The sequence below is a fragment of the Saccharothrix sp. BKS2 genome, from assembly GCF_047689505.1.
Lineage (GTDB): Bacteria > Actinomycetota > Actinomycetes > Mycobacteriales > Pseudonocardiaceae > Actinosynnema > Actinosynnema lopnurensis.
Genome location: NZ_JAUQOL010000008.1, coordinates 202,565 through 220,447 on the forward strand (window position 1 = coordinate 202,565; position 17,883 = coordinate 220,447).

At 74.0% G+C, this 17,883-nt stretch carries 24 protein-coding genes; 6 read left to right on the forward strand and 18 right to left on the reverse strand.

The window, feature by feature from the left end:
• Position 1: 1 nt before the first annotated feature.
• The 6 genes from lgt to Q5530_RS18815 all read right to left on the reverse strand — a co-directional run bounded on the left by lgt (position 2) and on the right by Q5530_RS18815 (position 6,243).
• Positions 2–1,042 carry a prolipoprotein diacylglyceryl transferase gene (gene lgt, locus Q5530_RS18790; protein WP_415364188.1) on the reverse strand — a complete coding sequence of 347 codons (1,041 nt, stop codon included), beginning with the start codon at positions 1,040–1,042 and terminating at the stop codon, positions 2–4.
• 86 nt (positions 1,043–1,128) lie between these two features.
• Positions 1,129–1,914, reverse strand: a complete 786-nt coding sequence (trpA, locus tag Q5530_RS18795; RefSeq protein WP_415363901.1) for a tryptophan synthase subunit alpha — start codon at positions 1,912–1,914, stop codon at positions 1,129–1,131.
• On the reverse strand, positions 1,911–3,134 hold the full coding sequence (gene trpB / locus Q5530_RS18800) for a tryptophan synthase subunit beta (RefSeq protein ID WP_415363903.1): 1,224 nt from the start codon (positions 3,132–3,134) through the stop codon (positions 1,911–1,913). The genes trpA and trpB overlap by 4 nt, the downstream gene beginning before the upstream one ends.
• A 13-nt stretch (positions 3,135–3,147) precedes the next feature.
• Positions 3,148–3,960 carry an indole-3-glycerol phosphate synthase TrpC gene (trpC, locus tag Q5530_RS18805; RefSeq protein WP_415363904.1) on the reverse strand — a complete coding sequence of 271 codons (813 nt, stop codon included), beginning with the start codon at positions 3,958–3,960 and terminating at the stop codon, positions 3,148–3,150.
• Positions 3,961–4,148: 188 nt separating this feature from the next.
• Positions 4,149–4,709 carry a Trp biosynthesis-associated membrane protein gene (locus Q5530_RS18810; RefSeq protein ID WP_415363905.1) on the reverse strand — a complete coding sequence of 187 codons (561 nt, stop codon included), beginning with the start codon at positions 4,707–4,709 and terminating at the stop codon, positions 4,149–4,151.
• Complete coding sequence (locus tag Q5530_RS18815) at positions 4,702–6,243, reverse strand: anthranilate synthase component I (protein WP_380633912.1); 1,542 nt, start codon at positions 6,241–6,243, stop codon at positions 4,702–4,704. Before Q5530_RS18815 ends, Q5530_RS18810 begins: the two co-directional genes overlap by 8 nt.
• A gap of 92 nt (positions 6,244–6,335) precedes the next feature.
• Between Q5530_RS18815 and Q5530_RS18820 the strand changes: the two genes are divergently transcribed.
• The gene (locus tag Q5530_RS18820) at positions 6,336–7,013 is read left to right on the forward strand and encodes a TetR family transcriptional regulator (protein WP_415363907.1); all 678 of its coding nucleotides are present in this window, start codon (positions 6,336–6,338) and stop codon (positions 7,011–7,013) included.
• Here Q5530_RS18820 and hisI read toward each other — a convergent pair.
• From hisI to hisF, 3 genes are read right to left on the reverse strand one after another with little or no spacing between them, the layout of a single operon-like run.
• Entirely contained in the window at positions 7,006–7,350 is a 345-nt protein-coding gene (gene hisI, locus Q5530_RS18825; RefSeq protein WP_380633909.1) for a phosphoribosyl-AMP cyclohydrolase, read from the reverse strand. The two genes, Q5530_RS18820 and hisI, sit on opposite strands and share 8 nt — an antisense overlap.
• Positions 7,347–7,718, reverse strand: coding sequence for a hypothetical protein (locus Q5530_RS18830; protein WP_415363909.1), 372 nt, complete (start codon positions 7,716–7,718; stop codon positions 7,347–7,349). The genes hisI and Q5530_RS18830 overlap by 4 nt, the downstream gene beginning before the upstream one ends.
• Entirely contained in the window at positions 7,718–8,491 is a 774-nt protein-coding gene (gene hisF / locus Q5530_RS18835) for an imidazole glycerol phosphate synthase subunit HisF (protein WP_415363910.1), read from the reverse strand. Before hisF ends, Q5530_RS18830 begins: the two co-directional genes overlap by 1 nt.
• 217 nt (positions 8,492–8,708) lie before the next feature.
• Here hisF and Q5530_RS18840 point away from each other — a divergent pair, with 217 nt between their 5' ends.
• The 3 genes from Q5530_RS18840 to Q5530_RS18850 all read left to right on the forward strand — a co-directional run bounded on the left by Q5530_RS18840 (position 8,709) and on the right by Q5530_RS18850 (position 10,136).
• On the forward strand, positions 8,709–8,912 hold the full coding sequence (locus Q5530_RS18840; protein WP_344034944.1) for a cold-shock protein: 204 nt from the start codon (positions 8,709–8,711) through the stop codon (positions 8,910–8,912).
• A 63-nt stretch (positions 8,913–8,975) separates the two neighbouring features.
• Positions 8,976–9,350 carry a PPOX class F420-dependent oxidoreductase gene (locus Q5530_RS18845; RefSeq protein WP_415363912.1) on the forward strand — a complete coding sequence of 125 codons (375 nt, stop codon included), beginning with the start codon at positions 8,976–8,978 and terminating at the stop codon, positions 9,348–9,350.
• A 60-nt stretch (positions 9,351–9,410) separates the two neighbouring features.
• Positions 9,411–10,136 (forward strand): Clp protease N-terminal domain-containing protein, encoded by a 726-nt coding sequence (locus Q5530_RS18850; protein WP_415363914.1) that lies wholly within the window; start codon positions 9,411–9,413, stop codon positions 10,134–10,136.
• Here the strand turns inward: Q5530_RS18850 and priA are convergent.
• Genes priA through Q5530_RS18875 form a run of 5 tightly spaced genes read right to left on the reverse strand, consistent with a single transcriptional unit; the run spans position 10,099 to position 13,563 of the window.
• Positions 10,099–10,833, reverse strand: a complete 735-nt coding sequence (priA, locus tag Q5530_RS18855) for a bifunctional 1-(5-phosphoribosyl)-5-((5-phosphoribosylamino)methylideneamino)imidazole-4-carboxamide isomerase/phosphoribosylanthranilate isomerase PriA (protein WP_380633900.1) — start codon at positions 10,831–10,833, stop codon at positions 10,099–10,101. The two genes, Q5530_RS18850 and priA, sit on opposite strands and share 38 nt — an antisense overlap.
• Positions 10,834–10,842: 9 nt before the next feature.
• Positions 10,843–11,478 (reverse strand): imidazole glycerol phosphate synthase subunit HisH, encoded by a 636-nt coding sequence (gene hisH / locus Q5530_RS18860; protein WP_380633899.1) that lies wholly within the window; start codon positions 11,476–11,478, stop codon positions 10,843–10,845.
• Between the two features lie 13 nt (positions 11,479–11,491).
• Complete coding sequence (locus tag Q5530_RS18865; protein ID WP_415363917.1) at positions 11,492–11,968, reverse strand: hypothetical protein; 477 nt, start codon at positions 11,966–11,968, stop codon at positions 11,492–11,494.
• A gap of 9 nt (positions 11,969–11,977) precedes the next feature.
• Complete coding sequence (locus tag Q5530_RS18870; RefSeq protein WP_415363919.1) at positions 11,978–12,877, reverse strand: transketolase family protein; 900 nt, start codon at positions 12,875–12,877, stop codon at positions 11,978–11,980.
• Positions 12,874–13,563 carry a transketolase gene (locus Q5530_RS18875; protein ID WP_415363921.1) on the reverse strand — a complete coding sequence of 230 codons (690 nt, stop codon included), beginning with the start codon at positions 13,561–13,563 and terminating at the stop codon, positions 12,874–12,876. The genes Q5530_RS18870 and Q5530_RS18875 overlap by 4 nt, the downstream gene beginning before the upstream one ends.
• 53 nt (positions 13,564–13,616) lie before the next feature.
• Between Q5530_RS18875 and soxR the strand changes: the two genes are divergently transcribed.
• Positions 13,617–14,078, forward strand: a complete 462-nt coding sequence (gene soxR, locus Q5530_RS18880) for a redox-sensitive transcriptional activator SoxR (protein ID WP_415363923.1) — start codon at positions 13,617–13,619, stop codon at positions 14,076–14,078.
• A gap of 49 nt (positions 14,079–14,127) precedes the next feature.
• Positions 14,128–14,643: an RNA 2'-phosphotransferase gene (locus tag Q5530_RS18885; RefSeq protein WP_415363925.1), complete on the forward strand. Its 516-nt coding sequence runs from the start codon at positions 14,128–14,130 to the stop codon at positions 14,641–14,643.
• A 4-nt stretch (positions 14,644–14,647) separates the two neighbouring features.
• On the opposite strand, the gene Q5530_RS18890 is transcribed toward Q5530_RS18885, so the two are convergent.
• The 4 genes from Q5530_RS18890 to hisD are packed head-to-tail and all read right to left on the reverse strand — an operon-like array spanning position 14,648 to position 17,816.
• Positions 14,648–14,803, reverse strand: a complete 156-nt coding sequence (locus Q5530_RS18890) for a hypothetical protein (protein WP_380633889.1) — start codon at positions 14,801–14,803, stop codon at positions 14,648–14,650.
• Entirely contained in the window at positions 14,804–15,403 is a 600-nt protein-coding gene (gene hisB / locus Q5530_RS18895; protein WP_380633888.1) for an imidazoleglycerol-phosphate dehydratase HisB, read from the reverse strand.
• On the reverse strand, positions 15,400–16,503 hold the full coding sequence (locus Q5530_RS18900; RefSeq protein ID WP_415363927.1) for a histidinol-phosphate transaminase: 1,104 nt from the start codon (positions 16,501–16,503) through the stop codon (positions 15,400–15,402). Before Q5530_RS18900 ends, hisB begins: the two co-directional genes overlap by 4 nt.
• Positions 16,500–17,816 carry a histidinol dehydrogenase gene (hisD, locus tag Q5530_RS18905; protein ID WP_380633885.1) on the reverse strand — a complete coding sequence of 439 codons (1,317 nt, stop codon included), beginning with the start codon at positions 17,814–17,816 and terminating at the stop codon, positions 16,500–16,502. The genes Q5530_RS18900 and hisD overlap by 4 nt, the downstream gene beginning before the upstream one ends.
• Positions 17,817–17,883: the final 67 nt, after the last annotated feature.

The following is a 17,883-nucleotide window of genomic DNA, read 5'->3' on the forward strand; positions in this document are numbered from 1 at the left end:
GCTACTGCTCCGGCTTGTCGCCGGCGTCCGCGGGCCTGGTCGCCGGTTCGGTCCCGGTCCGCGGCACCGTGCTGACCTCGCTCGCGGCGGAGGACCCTGAGGGGTTCGGGGCGTCCGGGTCGGAGGGGGTCGCGTCACCGTCGTCGGTCGCGCCGTCGGACCCGGTGTCGCCGGTGGGCGACTCGCTCCGCACGATCACCTCCCGCGGACCCCGCCTGGCGGCCAGGACGAAGTAGACGACCGCGCCGAGGAAGACCACCACGGAGGTGATCACGTTGATCCGCAGCCCGAACACCTCGGTGGCCGGGTCGGTGCGCATCAGCTCGATCCAGAACCGGCCCGCTGTATAGCCCGCGACGTAGAGCGCGAACACCCGGCCGTGGCCCAGCCGGAACCGGCGGTCGGCCCACACGATCAGCAGCGCCACGCCCAGGTTCCACAGCAGCTCGTAGAGGAACGTGGGGTGCACGATCTCGATCGGGGTGTGGTCCAGCGCCACGCCGGCCAGGTCGTCCTTGAACCCGGTCTCCGGGTCGACCCGCTCGTAGATCTCCAGGCCCCACGGCAGCGTGGTGGGACCGCCGTAGAGCTCCTGGTTGAAGTAGTTGCCGAGCCTGCCGATCGCCTGGGCGACCACGATGCCGGGCGCGAGCGCGTCGGCCATGGCGGGCAGCGGGATGCCCTTGCGGCGGCAGCCGATCCACGCGCCGACGCCGCCCAGGGCGATGGCGCCCCAGATGCCGAGGCCGCCGTTCCAGATGGCCAGCGCGTCCAGCGGGTTGCGACCCTCGCCGAAGTACTTGTGGTAGTCGGTCGCCACGTGGTAGAGCCGGCCGCCGACCAGGCCGAACGGGACCGCGAAGACGGCGATGTCGGTGACCTCGCCCTTCAGCCCGCCCCTGGCCACCCAGCGGCGCTCGCCCCACCAGATGGCCAGGACGATGCCGAGGATGATGCACAACGCGTAGGCGCGGAGCGGGATCGGTCCCAGTTGCCACACGCCCTGGTCCGGGCTCGGGATCGTCGCCAGGTAAGTCGTCACCACGGGACCACCGTAGTGGGTGCTCCGACCGGCTCCGCGGCGACAGCTCGATTGTTACCGGGACGGGTCGTCCGGACCCGGGCGCGCTACACGGCCGCCGCCGCGCGGCGCACCCCGCCGGCCAGCTCCTCGGTCAGCGCCGCCACCGAGTCGTCCGCCACCGCGGACACGAACGCCGACCCCACGATGACCCCGTCCGCGAACGCCGCCAGCTCCGCCGCCTGCGCCCCGTTGCGCACGCCCAGCCCCACGCCCACCGGGAGGTCGGTGTGCGCGCGCACCCGCTCGACCAGCGCCGGGGCCGCCGACGACACCACGTCGCGCGCGCCGGTCACCCCCATCACCGAGGTCGCGTACAGGAAGCCCCGCGACGACCGCGCGGTCATCGCGATGCGCTCCTCCGAGGACGACGGCGCGACCAGGAAGATCCGGTCCAGGTCGTGCGCGTCGCTCGCGGCGATCCACTCCTCGGCCTCGTCCGGCACCAGGTCGGGCGTGATGACGCCCAGCCCGCCCGCCGCCGCGAGGTCGCGCGCGAACCGGTCCACCCCGTAGGCCAGCACGGGGTTCCAGTAGGTCATGACCACCGCGCGCCCGCCGGCCGAGGTGACCGACTCGACCACGCCGAACAGGTCGCGCACCCGGAACCCGCCGCGCAGCGCCTGCTCGGCGGCGCGCTGGATGGTGGGGCCGTCCATGACCGGGTCGGAGAACGGCAGGCCCACCTCGACCACGTCGCAGCCGGCCGACACCATCGTGCGCAGCACGTCCCGCGAGCCCTCGACGGTCGGGAAGCCCGCCGGCAGGTACCCGATCAGGGCCGCCCGCGACTCCGCCCGACAGGTCTCGAAGACCGAACCCAGCCCGCTCACGAGTCCACCCCCAGCCCGAACCACTTGATCGCGGTGTCCATGTCCTTGTCGCCCCGGCCCGACAGGTTCACCAGGATCAACCCCTCGGGCCCGAGCTCGCGGCCGAGCTTGAGCGCGCCGGCCAGCGCGTGCGCCGACTCGACCGCCGGGATGATGCCCTCGGTGCGCGAGAGCAGGGCGAACGCGTCCATGGCCTCGGCGTCGGTCACCGGCCGGTACTCGGCGCGGCCGGTGTCCTTGAGGTGGGCGTGCTCGGGACCGACGCCCGGGTAGTCCAGGCCGGCCGAGATGGAGTGCGCCTCGGCGATCTGCCCGTCGGCGTCCTGGAGCACGTAGGACATCGCGCCGTGCAGCGAGCCGGGCGTGCCCTTGGTGAGGGTGGCGCCGTGCCTGCTGGTCTCGACGCCGTCGCCGCCGGGCTCCAGGCCCACCAGCCGCACGGACGGGTCGTCGATGAAGCCGTGGAAGATGCCGATGGCGTTGGACCCGCCGCCGACGCACGCGGCCACCACGTCGGGCAGGCGGCCGGCCTTCTCCAGGACCTGCTGCCGGGCCTCGACGCCGATGACGCGGTGGAAGTCGCGCACGAGCACCGGGAACGGGTGCGGCCCCGCCGCGGTGCCCAGCAGGTAGTGCGTGTCGTCGACGTTGGCGACCCAGTCGCGCAGCGCCTCGTTGATCGCGTCCTTGAGGGTCCGCGAGCCGTTGGACACCGGGATGACCCGGGCGCCCAGCAGCCGCATCCGGGCCACGTTGAGCGCCTGCCGCTCGGTGTCGACCTCGCCCATGTAGATCACGCAGTCCAGGCCCATGAGCGCGCAGGCGGTGGCCGTGGCCACGCCGTGCTGGCCCGCGCCGGTCTCGGCGATGACCCGCTTCTTGCCCATGCGCTTGGTCAGCAGCGCCTGGCCCAGCACGTTGTTGATCTTGTGCGAGCCGGTGTGGTTCAGGTCCTCGCGCTTGAGGAAGATCCGCGCGCCGCCCGCGTGCTCGGCGAACCGGGGCGCCTCGGTGAGCAGCGACGGGCGGCCGGCGAAGTCGCGCAGCAGCCTGGCGAACTCGTCCAGGAACTCCGGGTCGACCCGCGCCTCCTCGTAGAACGCGGCGAGCTCGTCCACCGCGGCGATGAGGGCTTCCGGCATGAACCGGCCGCCCCACGGCCCGAAGTGGCCCCGCTCGTCCGGGTCGTGTGGTGTCGGAGCCAACTGGCCGCGCGACATGCGCCTTCTCCTTTTACCGGCTGGGCCGGGGGCAGGCGGGGTGGGAGCCCGCCGTCACCAGCTTGTTCACCGCGACCTTGGGGTCGCCGCTCGTCACCAGGCTCTCGCCGACCAGCACCGCGTCGGCGCCCGCGCCCGCGTACGCCATCAGGTCGCCCGGACCGGTGACCCCGGACTCGGCGATCTTGATGGTGTCGAAGGGCAGGCCCGGCGCGATCCGCCCGAACACGTCCTTGTCGACCTGGAGGGTGTGCAGGTTGCGGGCGTTCACGCCGATGACGCTCGCCCCCGCCTCCAGCGCGCGGTCGGCCTCCTCGGCCGTGTGCACCTCGACCAGGGCGGTCATGCCCAGCGACTCGACCCGGTCCAGCAGCGAGACCAGGGCGTTCTGCTCCAGCGCCGCCACGATCAGCAGCACCAGGTCCGCGCCGTGCAGGCGCGCCTCGTGCACCTGGTAGGGGCTGACGATGAAGTCCTTGCGCAGCAGGGGGACGCGCACCGCCGCGCGCACCGCGTCGAAGTCCGCCAGGGACCCGCCGAAGCGGCGCTGCTCGGTCAGCACGCTGATGCACCGCGCCCCGCCGAGTTCGTACTGCACCGCCAGGTCGGCGGGCTCCGGGATGTCGGCCAGCTCACCCTTGGACGGGCTGCGCCGCTTGACCTCGGCGATCACGCCCACCCCGGGGCTGCGCAGGGCCGCCATCACGTCCTGCGGCGGGGCCACCTTGGTCGCCCGCTCCCTGAGCACGTCGAAGGGCAGCGCGGCCTCGCGCTGGGCGAGGTCTTCCCGGACTCCCTCGATGATCGATTCGAGCACGGTGGTCATCCGAGCACCTCGCTCGACCCCGTCGGACCTTCCGGTTCAGTAGCAAGCTCCCGCACGTCATGCTCCCCTTCCCGCCACGAGGATGCTAACCCCGTGACGCACCTGCTCGGGCCACCGGGGTCGCGCTGTTCGCGCTGCTGACCGGGGCCCTCGCGAGCCGACGTGCGCGAACGTGCGGCGCCCGGGGGTCAGTCCCGATCAGTGGGATCGTCGCCGCGCTCCAGGGCGTTCCACAGCTCGCGCTCGGGATCGGCGGTGCGCTCGACCGCGCCCGGCGCCCGGTAGCCGCCGCCCAGCTTCGGCATCGCCGCGCCCCGCGCGAGCAGCAGCGCGCCGGCCGCCACCACCAGCGCCGCGCCCGCCAGGACCAGGCCCCGCCCGGTCAGCGGGCCGTCGGCCCCGACGCCCTGGACCCCGGCCGCGACGCCCGCGAGGAGCACCACGCCGCCCAGCGCGCGCCGCGCCCACCCGCCGAGCGCCACCGCGGCGGCGATGGCGGCCAGGCACAGCAGCGCCAGGGGGACCAGGGCGGGCACCACGTCGCCGCCGTCGAGGTCGGCGGCGGCGTCCCAGGTCAGGCCGGAGGCGCCCCCGAGGGCGGCCGCGGCCGCCACGAGCAGGGCCACCACGATCCACAGTGGACGTCGTTGGGCGGCGCGGGCGCGCCTGGCGGCCTGGTCGGGGGCGGGATCGGGGTCGGGGGCGGCGCTGGGGTGGGGCCCGGCCCCCGACCGCTCCGGATCAGACACGAGCCGGTTCCGCCGCCGGGGCCATGGTCCCCGCCGTCGCGATCGCCGACAGCACCGCACCGGCCTTGTTCAGGCACTCGTTGTCCTCTGCCACCGGGTCCGAGTCGGCCACGATGCCCGCTCCCGCCTGCACGTACGCCACCCCGTCGCGGATCAGCGCGGTCCGGATCGCGATGGCGGTGTCCGCGTCGCCCGCGAAGTCCAGGTAGCCCACCACCCCGCCGTAGAGCCCGCGGCGGGTCGGCTCCAGCTCCTCGATCAGCTCCATCGCCCGCGGCTTGGGCGCGCCGGACAGGGTGCCGGCCGGGAAGCACGCCGCGACCGCGTCGAACGCCGTGCGCCCCTCGGCCAGCTCGCCGCTGACCGTGGACACGATGTGCATGACGTGCGAGTAGCGCTCGACCTTGAAGAAGTCGACCACGGTCACCGAGCCCGGCTTGCACACCCGGCCCAGGTCGTTGCGGCCCAGGTCGACGAGCATCAGGTGCTCGGCCCGCTCCTTGTGGTCGGCCAGCAGGTCCTTCTCCAGCAGCGCGTCCTCCTCCTCGTCCACGCCGCGCCACCGGGTGCCCGCGATGGGGTGCGTGGTCGCCTTCCCGTCCCGCACCGTGACCAGGGACTCCGGGCTGCACCCGACGATGTCGAAGTCCTCCAGCCGCAGCAGGTACATGTACGGGCTGGGGTTGGACGTGCGCAGCACGCGGTAGACGTCCAGCGGGTCGGCGGTGGTCCGCATCTCGAACCGCTGCGACAGCACGACCTGGAACGCCTCGCCGGCGCGGATCGCCTCCTTGGCCCGCTCCACCACGCCGCGGTACTCCTCCGGCGTCCGGCGGCGGGTAAACTCCGGCTTGGGCCGCGAGAACACGGCGGCCGTGGGCGGCGCGGGCGACTGGAGGTCCCGCGTCATCCGCTCCAGGCGCGCCACGGCGTCCTCGTAGGCGGCGTCCACGCGCTCCGGCGAGTCGTCCCAGTTGATGGCGTTGGCGATGAGCGTGACGGTGCCCTCGTGGTGGTCCAGCGCCGCCAGGTCGGTGGCCAGCATCATGACCAGCTCGGGCAGCCGCAGGTCGTCCTCCGCCAGCGACGGCAGCCGCTCCAGCCGCCGCACGGCGTCGTAGCCGATGTAGCCGACCATGCCGCCGGTCAGCGGGGGCAGGCCGGGCAGCGGGTCGGTGCGCAGCACCTCGATGGTCTCGCGCAGCGCCGCCAGCGGGTCGCCGCCCTCGGGCAGGCCGACGGGGTGCTGGCCCTGCCAGTACGCCTCGCCGCCGGTGGCGGTCAGCGCGCCCGCGCTGCGCGCGCCGACGAACGACCAGCGCGACCAGGACCGGCCGTTCTCCGCCGATTCGAACAGGAACGTGCCGGGCCGGTCGGCCGCGAGCTTGCGGTACAGCCCGACGGGTGTCTCCGCGTCGGCCAGCAGCCGCCTCACCACCGGGACGACCCGCCGCTGGGCGGCGAGCTCGCGGAACTCCTCGCGCGTGGGGCTGATCTCGCCCAGACCGGTGCCTGCACCGATGACGCTCACCATGGGCGCCATTGTGCCCGGTGGGCGCGGGGCGTCCTCGGGCCCGGTGGGCGGGGGCGACCCCGGGGCGCCCTATTTCATCACACGTTGAAAAAATGTCCGGTTTCGCCCATGATGGTGACGTGAACGAGAGCCCGCGACAAACCGAACCCAAGCGCCGGGGCCGCCGGGCCGGCGGCGAGGACACCAAGGCCGCCCTGCTGACCGCCGCCCGCGAGGTGTTCGTCGAGCGTGGTTTCGAGGGCGCGACCGTGCGGTCCATCGCGGCGCGGGCGGGCGTGGACGCGGCCATGGTCAACCACTGGTTCGGCAGCAAGGAGGGCCTGTTCGCCAAGGCCGTGCTCCAGGTGCCGATCGACCCGAACGTGCTGGTGGAACGCCTGCTCGACGGTCCGCGGGAGGAGGTCGGCGAGCGGATCGTGCGCAACTTCATCGCCATCTGGGACGCCACCGGGGGCGGGCAGTTCGCGGCCATGGTGCGCAGCATCACCTCGCAGGAGCAGGTCGCCGAGGTGCTGCGGCGGTTCTTCGTGCAGGTCCTGCTCAAGCGGCTCGTGTCACACCTGGGCGCGCCGGACGCGGAGCTGCGCGCCACCCTGCTGGCCAGCCAGATCTTCGGCATGGGCGTGGTCCGGTACGTGGTGCGGTTCGAGCCGCTCGCCTCGGCGGACGTGGACACCGTGGTCCGGGCGATCGCGCCGACCCTCCAGCGCTACCTGACCGGCGACATCGGCACCGACCACGCCGGCACCGGCACCGGCCACGTCAGCTGAGCAGCACGTCCGCGTCGAAGCAGGTGGCGTCGCCGGTGTGGCAGGCGGCGCCCTCCTGGTCCACGGTCAGCAGCACGGTGTCGCCGTCGCAGTCCAGCCGCACCTCGTGCACCCGCTGGGTGTGCCCGGACGTCTCGCCCTTCACCCACAGCCGCTGCCGGCTGCGCGAGTAGTACGTGGCGCGGCGGGTGGTGAGCGTGCGGTGCAGGGCCTCGTCGTCCATCCACGCCACCATCAGCACCTCGCCGGTGCCGCGCCGCTGGGCGACCGCGCACACCAGGCCGTCCGCGTTGCGCTTGAGCCGGGCGGCGATGGACGGGTCGAGCGCGCTGGTCACCGCTGTCCTCCGGAGTAGTGGAGCCGGGCGGGCCGGGTGTTGAGCAGCACCACGGCGAACACGTGGGCGGCGGAGAGCACGCCGGACAGCACGCGCAACCACACTGGACCGTCGTTGAGCACGGCCAGCAGGTGGATGAGCCCCACCAGGCCGAACAGGCAGGCGGCGACCAGCCGCGCGGGACGCGGCCCGGCCGCCAGCCCGGCGACGGCCAGCAGCTCCAGCACCGCGATGATCACCGGGAACCGCAGCCAGGACGAGTCGGCCTCCACCTGCGCCTGGACCAGCCCCATGAGCACGAACGCCAGCGCGCCCGCCGTGCCGATCAGGATGGCGACCCGCGCCTCCACGGGTGCGTCGCGCAGCATCACCGGACCTCCACGCCCGCGTCGCGCAGGCCCTGCTTGACCTCGCCGATGCGCAGCGCGCCGAAGTGGAACACGCTCGCCGCGAGCACCGCGTCCGCGCCCTCGGCCACGGCGGGCGGGAAGTGGTCGACCTGCCCGGCCCCGCCGCTGGCGATCAGCGGCACGTCGACGGCCGCGCGGGTGAGCCGGATCAGCTCCAGGTCGAACCCGGCCTTGGTGCCGTCGGCGTCCATGGAGTTCAGCAGGATCTCGCCGACGCCCAGCTCCTGGCCGCGCGCGGCCCACTCGACCGCGTCGATCCCGGTGCCCCGACGGCCGCCGTGCGTGGTGACCTCGAAGCCCGAGGGGGTCGGCCGCTCGCCCCCCGGCACGCGGCGCGCGTCGACCGACAGCACGATGCACTGCGCGCCGAACCGGCGGGACAGCTCGCCCAGCAGCTCGGGGCGGGCGATGGCGGCTGTGTTCACGCTCACCTTGTCCGCGCCCGAGCGCAGGAGCTTGTCCACGTCGTCGGCGCTGCGCACGCCGCCGCCCACGGTGAGCGGGATGAACACCTGCTCGGCGGTGCGGCGGACCACGTCGAACGTGGTCTCGCGGTCGCCCGACGAGGCCGTCACGTCCAAGAACGTCAGCTCGTCGGCGCCCTCGGCGTCGTAGACCCGCGCCAGCTCGACCGGGTCGCCCGCGTCGACGAGGTCGGTGAAGTTGACGCCCTTCACCACCCGGCCCCGGTCGACGTCCAGGCAGGGGATCACGCGCACCGCTACTGACATGGGTAAAAGCCTACGGGGCGCCCCCGATCGGGCGGCGCGAGACCGGGGGGCCGGCAATCCTGGGCGAAGTGTGGTTAACTGATGGAGGTCGTAGGTTTTGTGTCGTGTCTTCACGCTCGCGAAACGGCGTTTGAGCGTGTGACTCCTCTGAGGTCCATACGCCCGGACCGGCCGCAGTGGGTGCGTCCGCCCCGCTGGAAGTGGTATGAGGAGAAAAATGGCTAACGGCACCGTGAAGTGGTTCAACTCGGAGAAGGGCTTCGGCTTCATCTCCCCCGAGGACGGCGGCGCGGACGTGTTCGTGCACTACTCGGAGATCCAGAGCGGCGGCTACCGCAGCCTGGAGGAGAACCAGCGCGTGAGCTTCGACGTGGGTCAGGGCGCCAAGGGCCCCCAGGCCACCAACGTCACGGTTATCTGACCTGATCGGTCAGTGAGGGCCCCGTCCGGCATCGTCCGGGCGGGGCCCTTACCGTGTGCGGGCATGGGCCTGGGAGACGGCAAGTACCTGTTGTTGACGACGTACCGCAAGAACGGCACGCCCGTGCCCACCCCCGTGTGGGTGGTCGGGGACGGCGGGGCGGTCTACGCCTGGTCGGCGGCCGACGCGGGCAAGGTCAAGCGCATCCGCCGCAGCGGTGAGGTCGAGGTCGGGCCCTGCGACGTGCGGGGCAACCCCACGGGTCCGCAGGTGCCGGGGCGGGCGCGGCTGCTCGACCGGGCCGACAGCGACCGCGTGCGGGACCTGATCGCGAAGAAGTACGGGGTGTTCGGGCGGCTCACGCTGCTGGGCAGCCGCCTGCGCCGGGGCCGGGAGGGCACGGTCGGCATCGAGATCACGCCCTCGGCCACGGGCTGACGATCCGACACCGTCAACCACGGGTTGACGATCCCGACAGCGTCAACCTAGGGTTGACGGATGGTCACCACGCCGGTCCAGCTCACCGACCTCATCGTCGCGGTCGCGACGGAGCACGGGGACGTGCTGGGCCGGCTGACCGCCGCCGTGCGGCTCAGCGGCGAGCTGGACGAGCTGGGCGACCACCTCATCGGCCACTTCGTGGACGAGGCGCGGCGGGCGGGCGCGAGCTGGACCGACATCGGCGAGAGCATCGGCGTGACCAAGCAGGCCGCGCAGAAGCGGTTCGTGCCCAAGGAGTCGGCGGAGCTCAGGCCGAGCTTCGACCGCTACACCGACCGGGCCCGCCGCGTCGTCGTGCTGGCCCGCCACCACGCCCGGTTCAGCGAGCGCATCGGCACCGAGCACCTCCTGCTGGGCCTGCTCGACGAGTCCGGCGGGCTGGCCGCCAAGACGATCGCCGCGCTGGAGGCGTCCGAGGGCACCACGCGGCTGGTGCTGCTCAACGCGCTGGACCCGACCGGCAGGCAGCCACCCGCGCAGCAGCTGTTCACCGCCCGCTGCAAGAAGGTGCTGGAGCTGGCCGTGCGCGAGTCGCTGCGGCTCGGGCACCGCTTCGTGGGCACCGAGCACGTGCTGCTGGGCCTGCTCGCCGTCGGCGAGGGCACGGCGGCCGAGGTCCTGCTGGCCACGGGTGTGACCAGGGAGGCCGCCGAGGCCCACGTGGTGGCGACGATCGAGGCCGCGATCAGCCGCGGACCGCGGCCAGTGCGTCCGGGAGCGTGAACGCACCCGCGTAGAGCGCCTTGCCCACGATCGCGCCCTCCACGCCGTCCCGGTTCAGCGCGGCCAGCGCCACCAGGTCGGCCACGCTGGACACCCCGCCGGAGGCGATGACCGGCGCGTCGGTGCGCGCGCACACCTCGCGCAGCAGGTCCGCGTTCGGGCCCTGGAGCGTGCCGTCCTTGCTCACGTCGGTCACCACGTAGCGGGCGCAGCCGTCGCGGTCCAGCCGCTCCAGCACGTCCCACAGGTCGCCGCCGTCGGTGGTCCAGCCGCGCCCGGCCACCCGGTAGCCGCGCTCGCCGATGCGCACGTCCAGGCCGACCGCGACCTTGTCGCCGTGCTCGGCGATGGCCTTCGCGCACCACACCGGGTCCTCCAGGGCGGCCGTGCCCAGGTTCACCCGCGCGCAACCGGTGGCCAGCGCGGCGGCCAGCGACTCGTCGTCGCGGATGCCGCCGGACAGCTCCGCCTTCACGTCGAGCCGCCCGATCACCCGGGCCAGCAGCTCGCGGTTGCTCCCCCGGCCGAACGCGGCGTCGAGGTCCACCAGGTGGACCCACTCCGCGCCGTCGCGCTGCCAGGCGAGCGCGGCGTCCAGCGGGTCGCCGTAGGAGGTCTCGGTGCCGGCCTCGCCCTGGACGAGCCGGACCGCCTGGCCATCGGCCACGTCAACGGCCGGGAGCAGCGTGAAGGTCACGCGAACAGCCTAGTTGAGGGTGCCGAGCCAGTTCTCCAGCAGGTGCGCGCCCGCGTCGCCGGACTTCTCCGGGTGGAACTGGGTCGCCCACAGCGGCCCGTTCTCGACCGCCGAGACGAAGTCGTCACCGCCGTGCGAGGACCACGTCACCAGCGGCGCCCTGAGCGGGCCGCCCTCCGGCAGCTCCCACCGGCGCACCGCGTAGGAGTGCACGAAGTAGAACCGGGTGTCCGGGTCCAGGCCCGCGAACAGCCGGGTCCCTCCCGGCGCCCGGACCGTGTTCCAGCCCATGTGCGGCACGACCGGGGCCTCCAGCCGCTCGACCGTGCCCGGCCACTCGCCGCAGCCCTCGGACTCCACGCCGTGCTCGATGCCCCGCTCGAACAGGACCTGCATGCCCACGCAGATGCCCAGCACCGGGCGACCGCCGGCCAGCCGCTGCCCGATCAGCCGGCCGCCCCGGACCGCGTTCAGGCCCTCCACGCACGCCGCGTACGCGCCCACGCCGGGCACCACCAGGCCGTCGGCGTCGAGTGCCGCCCGGTGGTCCGCCGTGACCTCCACCTCGGCGCCGACGCGCTGGAGCGCGCGCTCGGCGGAGCGGAGGTTGCCGGATCCGTAGTCCAAAACGACGACTCGTGCCACAACGTCCAGGCTACTAGGCCAGCGGTGAGCCGCCCTGCGTCACGGGCACCACGGGCAGCACGGTGTTGATCGGCAGGCCCGCCCCGGACGGGAGGTTGGTCACCCAGGCGTCCGCGCGGCCCTCGTCGACCAGGGCCCTGACCTCGGTCACGTCGCCGGGCAGGTCCGCCGGGCCGGGCCGGGCGTCGAGCCGCCACCAGCGGACGAGCCCGACCAGCCGGCGGGGCGCCCCCGTGTAGCCGGCCGCCTCGCCGTCCGTCCACACCTCACCGGCCGGGCTCCAGCGCACCAGCAGCGCGGGCACGCCGGTCCGGCGCACCTGCTCGGCCAACCGCAGCGCCGCCGGGAACCCGATCTGCCTGCGCGGCAGCAGCACCGTCCCGGACGTCACCGGGACCAGCGCGGCCGGGCCCACGACCGCGCGGTGCAGGTTCAGCTGGAGCTCCGCCGTCGGCGCGGGTGTCCAGATCAGGGTTCTCGGCACGCTCACGGGTAGGGATCATGCCGCAGCCGCCGGGTGGCCGAACATCCGACGCGCGGCCGCGGCCACGCCGAGCACGTCGAGGTCGTGCGCCGAGTCGTGGTCCTCGGCGGTGCCGTAGGCGCGCAGCTCGGCGTCCCGCCGCACGCCCAGCGACCGCAGCCGGTGCGGCACGTCGGCCAGCGCCTCGGCCACGTGGTGCGCGGACGTGCCCTCCAGGTAGGGCTCGACCAGCAGCACGTCGGCCCGGCCGGTCCGCCCGACGGCCGCGCGCAGCCCGGCGGCGTCGAACGGGCGGACCCGCGAGGCGTACAGCACGGTCACGTCGGTCCCCTCGGTGGCGGCCAGGGCGGTGTCGAGCAGCGGCCCGACCGCCACCACCACGCCCCGCCCGCCGCGCCGCACCTCGGTGAACCCCTCGACCACCGGGAGCGGCGCGGCGTTCTGCCGCAGGGACAGCCTGAGGTAGACCCGGTCGTCACCGGCCAGCGCGGCCCGCACGACCGGCTCCACCTCGCCCGCGTGGCCGGGCACGTGCACGGTCCAGCCGGGCAGCGTGTCGAGCAGCGCCACGTCGCCGGGCGCCTGGTGCGTGCGGCCCCACGCCGGGTCGTCGTAGGAGCCGCCGATGCCGACCAGCACCCCGCCCACGTCCTGGTGCCCGAAGTCCAGCTTGACCTGCTCGAACGGCCGCTCGACCAGGAACGGCGCGTAGCTGTGCACCACGGGCCGCAGCCCGGCCAGCGCCAGCCCCGCGCCCACGCCGACCATGGCCTGCTCGCGGATGCCGACGTTGATCAGCCGGTCCTGGGGCCGGAAGGCGTCGCGCGAGATCTCCGCGATCACCACCACCACGCGCGGGTCGTGCCGCATGACCTCCTCGACGGTGTCCACGAACACCTGCCGCATGGTCGTCATCGCCCCTCCTCGATCCGCGCCACCACGACCAGCGGCCGTCCGGTGTGCTCCCGCGTGAGCGCCGCGTGCAGCGCGCCCTGGTCCCTTCCATCCACAGTGGACGACTGCCACCCCTCGACCTCGAACCGGCGCGCCACGCCGCCGGGCCAGCCGTGCGTGCCGGACTCGTTGTCCACCACCACGGTGGTGAGCCGGTCCAGCGCCAACCGGCCGGCCAGCGCGATCGCCTCGTGGTTGCTGCCCTCGTCCAGCTCGGCGTCGCCGACCAGCACCACCGTCCGGGCGGCGCGCCCCTGGAGGCGCAGGCCCAGCGAGGTGCCGACGGCGATCGGCAGGCCGTGGCCCAGCGACCCGCTGCCGATCTCGACGCCGGGCACCAGCACGCGGTCCGGGTGCTGCCCCAGCGGCGAGTCCCACGCCGTCCAGTCGTCCAGGGTGGACGGTTCCAGGTAGCCCTTGGCCGCCAGCACCGCGTAGTAGGCCATCGGCCCGTGCCCCTTCGACAGCAGGAACCGGTCGCGGTCCGGGTCGTCCACCCGGTCCGGCGAGACGTCCAGCACCCGGTCGTAGAGCACCCACAGCACGTCGAGGGTGGACGCGGCCGCCCACTCGTGCTTCTCGTCCCCGGTCATCCGCCGGAACAACGCGCGCAGCTGCGCGTGCGCCGGCTCGCTCGGAACTGCCATGACCCCAGCGAACAACCTCGACTTAAGTCGAAGTCAACCCATAGGATGGGCACGTGAGCAAGTTGCCCGACACGTTGACCATCGGCCAGGTGGCCGACCGCAGCGGCGTGCCGCACACCGCCCTGAGGTTCTACGAGGAACGGGGGCTCATCGCGTCCGAGCGGACCGCGGGCAACCAGCGCCGGTACGCGCGGTCGGTGCTGCGCCGGCTGGCGTTCATCCGCACCGCCCAGCGGGTGGGGCTCTCGCTGGAGGACGTGCAGCAGGCGCTGGCCGCGCTGCCGGACGGCCGCACGCCGACCAAGTCCGACTGGAGCAGGCTGTCCACCACCTGGCAGGCCGAGCTGGACGCGCGGATCGACGCGCTCCAGCGGCTGCGCGACCGGCTGACCTCGTGCATCGGGTGCGGGTGCCTGTCGCTGCGCAGCTGCTACCTGCACAACTTCCAGGACGAGCAGGCCGCGAACGGCCCCGGCGCGCCGAAGCTCAAGCCGGCCAGCGAGGGCGGGCTGTAGGAAACCGCTTGCGGCGGCGTGCTGGACTGGGTCGGTGCAGGAAAAAGAGATGACCCGCCTGTCGAAGCGGATGTCCAAGGTGCTCCGCCACGACCCGGGGCGGGCCGGCCTGGTGCTCGACGCGGCCGGCTGGGTGGACCTGGACGAGTTCGTGGCGGCGCTCGGCGTGGGCCGGGACCGCGTGCTGGAGGTCGTGGCGCTCAACGACAAGAAGCGCTACGAGGTGGTCGACGGGCGCATCCGCGCCAGCCAGGGCCACAGCGTGCCCGTGGAGCTGGGCCTGGCCGCGGCCGAGCCGCCCGCGGTGCTCTACCACGGGACGGTGGGCGCGGCGCTGCCCGACATCCTGCGCGACGGGCTGCGGCCCATGAGCCGGCACGACGTGCACCTGTCGGCGACCGTGGAGACGGCCGTGCGGGTCGGGTCGCGCCGGGGCAGGCCGGTGGTGCTGGAGGTCGACGCGGCGGCCATGCGCGCCGCCGGCCACGAGTTCCGGGTGAGCGCGAACGGCGTGTGGCTGGCCGCCGCGGTGCCGCCCGCCTACCTGCGCGAACACCCGGCGTGAGCCCCTACAGCAGCCAGAGCAGCACGCCGCCCAGGGCCAGCGCGGTCAGCACCGCGAGCACCACCGACAGGCCCCGGGCGGTCTTCCACGTGCTGTAGACCCCACCGCCCAGGAACCCCGCCAGCGCGAGCAGGCCGAGGACGACCAGCTCCTTCGACACCTAGAGCACACCCTTCGTGGAGGGCACGCCGCCCACGCGGGGGTCCGGCTCTACGGCCGCGCGCAGCGCCCTGGCGATCGCCTTGAACTGCGCCTCGGTGATGTGGTGCGGGTCGCGGCCGTACTCGACGCGCACGTGCAGGGCGATGCCCGCGTGGAACGCCAGCGAGTCGAACACGTGCCGGTTGAGCACGAACGGGTAGTTCCCGCCGATGGTGAAGGCGTTGAACTGCTCCGGCTCGCCCACGTGCACGCAGTACGGGCGGCCGGACACGTCCACCGCCGCGTGCGCCAGCGTCTCGTCCATCGGGATCCAGGCGTCGCCGAACCGGCGGATGCCCTTCTTGTCGCCCAGCGCCTCGCGCAGCGCCTGCCCGAGCACGATCGCCACGTCCTCCACGGTGTGGTGCGCGTCGATCTCCACGTCGCCGGTCGCCCGGACCACCAGGTCGAACGACCCGTGCACGCCCAGCGCGGTCAGCATGTGGTCGTAGAACGGCACCCCCGTGGCGATCTCGACCTGCCCGGTCCCGTCGAGGTCCACCTCGACGCGCACCGACGATTCCCTGGTGGTCCGCTCCACCTTGCCGACCCGGCTCACCGGTCAACCTCCTTGCTCGCCGCGAGGAACGCGTCGTTCTCCGCCGGGGTGCCGACCGTCACCCGCAGGTGCCCGGTGATGCCGACGTCCCGGATGAGCACACCGCGCTCCAGGTAGGACCGCCACGCGGCCCGCGTGTCGGTGAACCAGCCGAACAGCACGAAGTTCGCGTCGCTCGGCACGACCGAGAAGCCCAGCTCGGACAGCTCGGCCACCACCCGGTCCCGTTCGGCGGCGAGCTTCGCCACCGAGCCCAGGGTCTCCGGCGCGTGGCGCAGGGCCGCGCGCGCCGCCGCTTGGGTCAGCGCGGACAGGTGGTAGGGCAGCCGGACCAGCAGCAGCGCGTCCACCACGGCGGGCGCGGCGGCCAGGTAGCCCAGCCGCCCGCCCGCGAACGCGAACGCCTTGCTCATGGTCCGGCTCACGATCAGCTTCGCCGGGTGCTCGGCCAGCAGCCCCACCGCGCTCGGTCGCGAGGAGAACTCCGCGTACGCCTCGTCCACCACGACCACGCCCGGCGCGGCCTCGACCAGCACGCGCAGGTCGTCGAGCGGCAGGCTCTGCCCGGTCGGGTTGTTCGGGCTGGTCGCGAACACCACGTCGGGCGCGCGCTCGGCGATGACCTCCGCCGCCCGCGCCACGTCCAGCGAGAAGTCCGCGCGGCGCGGCGTGGGCGCCCACTCGGTGCGCGTGCCCGCCGCGATGATCGGGTGCATCGAGTACGACGGCTCGAAGCCCAGCGCCGTGCGGCCCGGCCCGCCGAACGCCTGGAGGACCTGCTGGAGGATCTCGTTCGACCCGTTGGCCGCCCACAGGTTGGCCGCGGTCAGCGGCACACCCGTGGCCGACGCCAGGTAGGCCGCCAGGTCCTCGCGCAGCGCCACCGCGTCCCGGTCCGGGTAGCGGTGCAGCTCGGCCGCGACCGCCGCGACCTCCTTGGCCACGTCCTCGACCAGGGCGGGCGACGGCGGGTACGGGTTCTCGTTGGTGTTCAGCCGCACGGGCACGTCGAGCTGCGGCGCGCCGTAGGGCGTGCGGCCGCGCAGGTCCTCCCGCAGGGGGAGGTCGCTCAGCTCCACCCGCTCCCCGACCGGCCTCATCCGCCGAACCTCGCGGTGACCGCCTGGCCGTGCGCGGGCAGGTCCTCGGCGTTGGCCAGCGCCACGACGTGCGGCGCGACCTCGCGCAGGGCCTCCTCGCTGTAGTCCACGACGTGGATGCCCCGCAGGAAGGTCTGCACCGACAGCCCGGACGAGTGCCGCGCGCAGCCGCCGGTGGGCAGCACGTGGTTCGAGCCCGCGCAGTAGTCGCCCAGCGACACCGGCGAGTGCGCGCCCACGAACACCGCGCCGGCCGCCCGCACCCGGGCGGCCACCTCGCGGGCGGAGGCGGTCTGGACCTCCAGGTGCTCGGCCGCGTACACGTCGACCACCCGCAGGCCCTCGTCGACGCTCGACACCAGCACGGTGCCGGACTGCCGGCCGCGCAGCGCGGTGCGGACGCGCTCGCTGTGCTTGGTCGCGCCGACCTGCCGCTCCAGCTCGACGTCCACCGCGTCGGCCAGCTCCACCGAGGTGGTCACCAGCACGCTCGCGGCCAGCGTGTCGTGCTCGGCCTGGCTGACCAGGTCGGCGGCCACGTGCACCGGGTCGGCGGTCTCGTCGGCCAGGATCGCGATCTCGGTGGGCCCGGCCTCGGAGTCGATGCCGATCAGGCCGCGCAGCAGCCGCTTGGCCGCGGTCATGTAGATGTTGCCGGGCCCGGTCACCACGTCGACGGGCTCCAGGGGCGAGCCGTCGGTGTCCGTGCCGCCGTAGGCCAGCAGGGCGATCGCCATGGGCCCGCCCGCGCTCCACACCTCGGTCACGCCGAGCAGCGCGGCGGCGGCCAGGATCGTCGGGTGCGGCAGGCCGCCGAACTCCGCCTGCGGCGGCGAGCAGACCACCAGCGACCCGACCCCCGCGATCTGCGCCGGCACCACGTTCATCACCACGGTGGACGGGTAGACGGCCAGGCCGCCGGGCGCGTAGAGGCCGACCCGGGCGACCGGCACCCACCGCTCGGTCACCGTCCCGCCGGGCACGACCTGGGTGGTCGTGTCGGTCCGGCGCTGGTCGGCGTGGACCCGGCGGGCGCGGGCGACGGACTCCTCCAGGGCGGCGCGCACGGCCGGGTCCAGCTCGACCAGCGCGCGCTCCAGCTCGGCGGCGGGCACCCGGACGGCGGCGGGGCGGACGTGGTCGAACCGCTCGGTGTGCTCCAGCACGGCCTCGACGCCGCGGTCCCGGACGTCCTCCACGATCGGCCGCACGTGGTGCAGCACCGCGTCCACGTCGACCTCGGCACGCGGCAGCGCGGCGCGCAGTTCGGCGGCGGACGGGACCCGACCTCGCAGGTCGATGCGGTTGAGCATGGTCCAAGGGTAAGCGGTCGCGAATTCCGTCAACTGTCAGCCCGGGACCGATGTGGTGAACCCGACC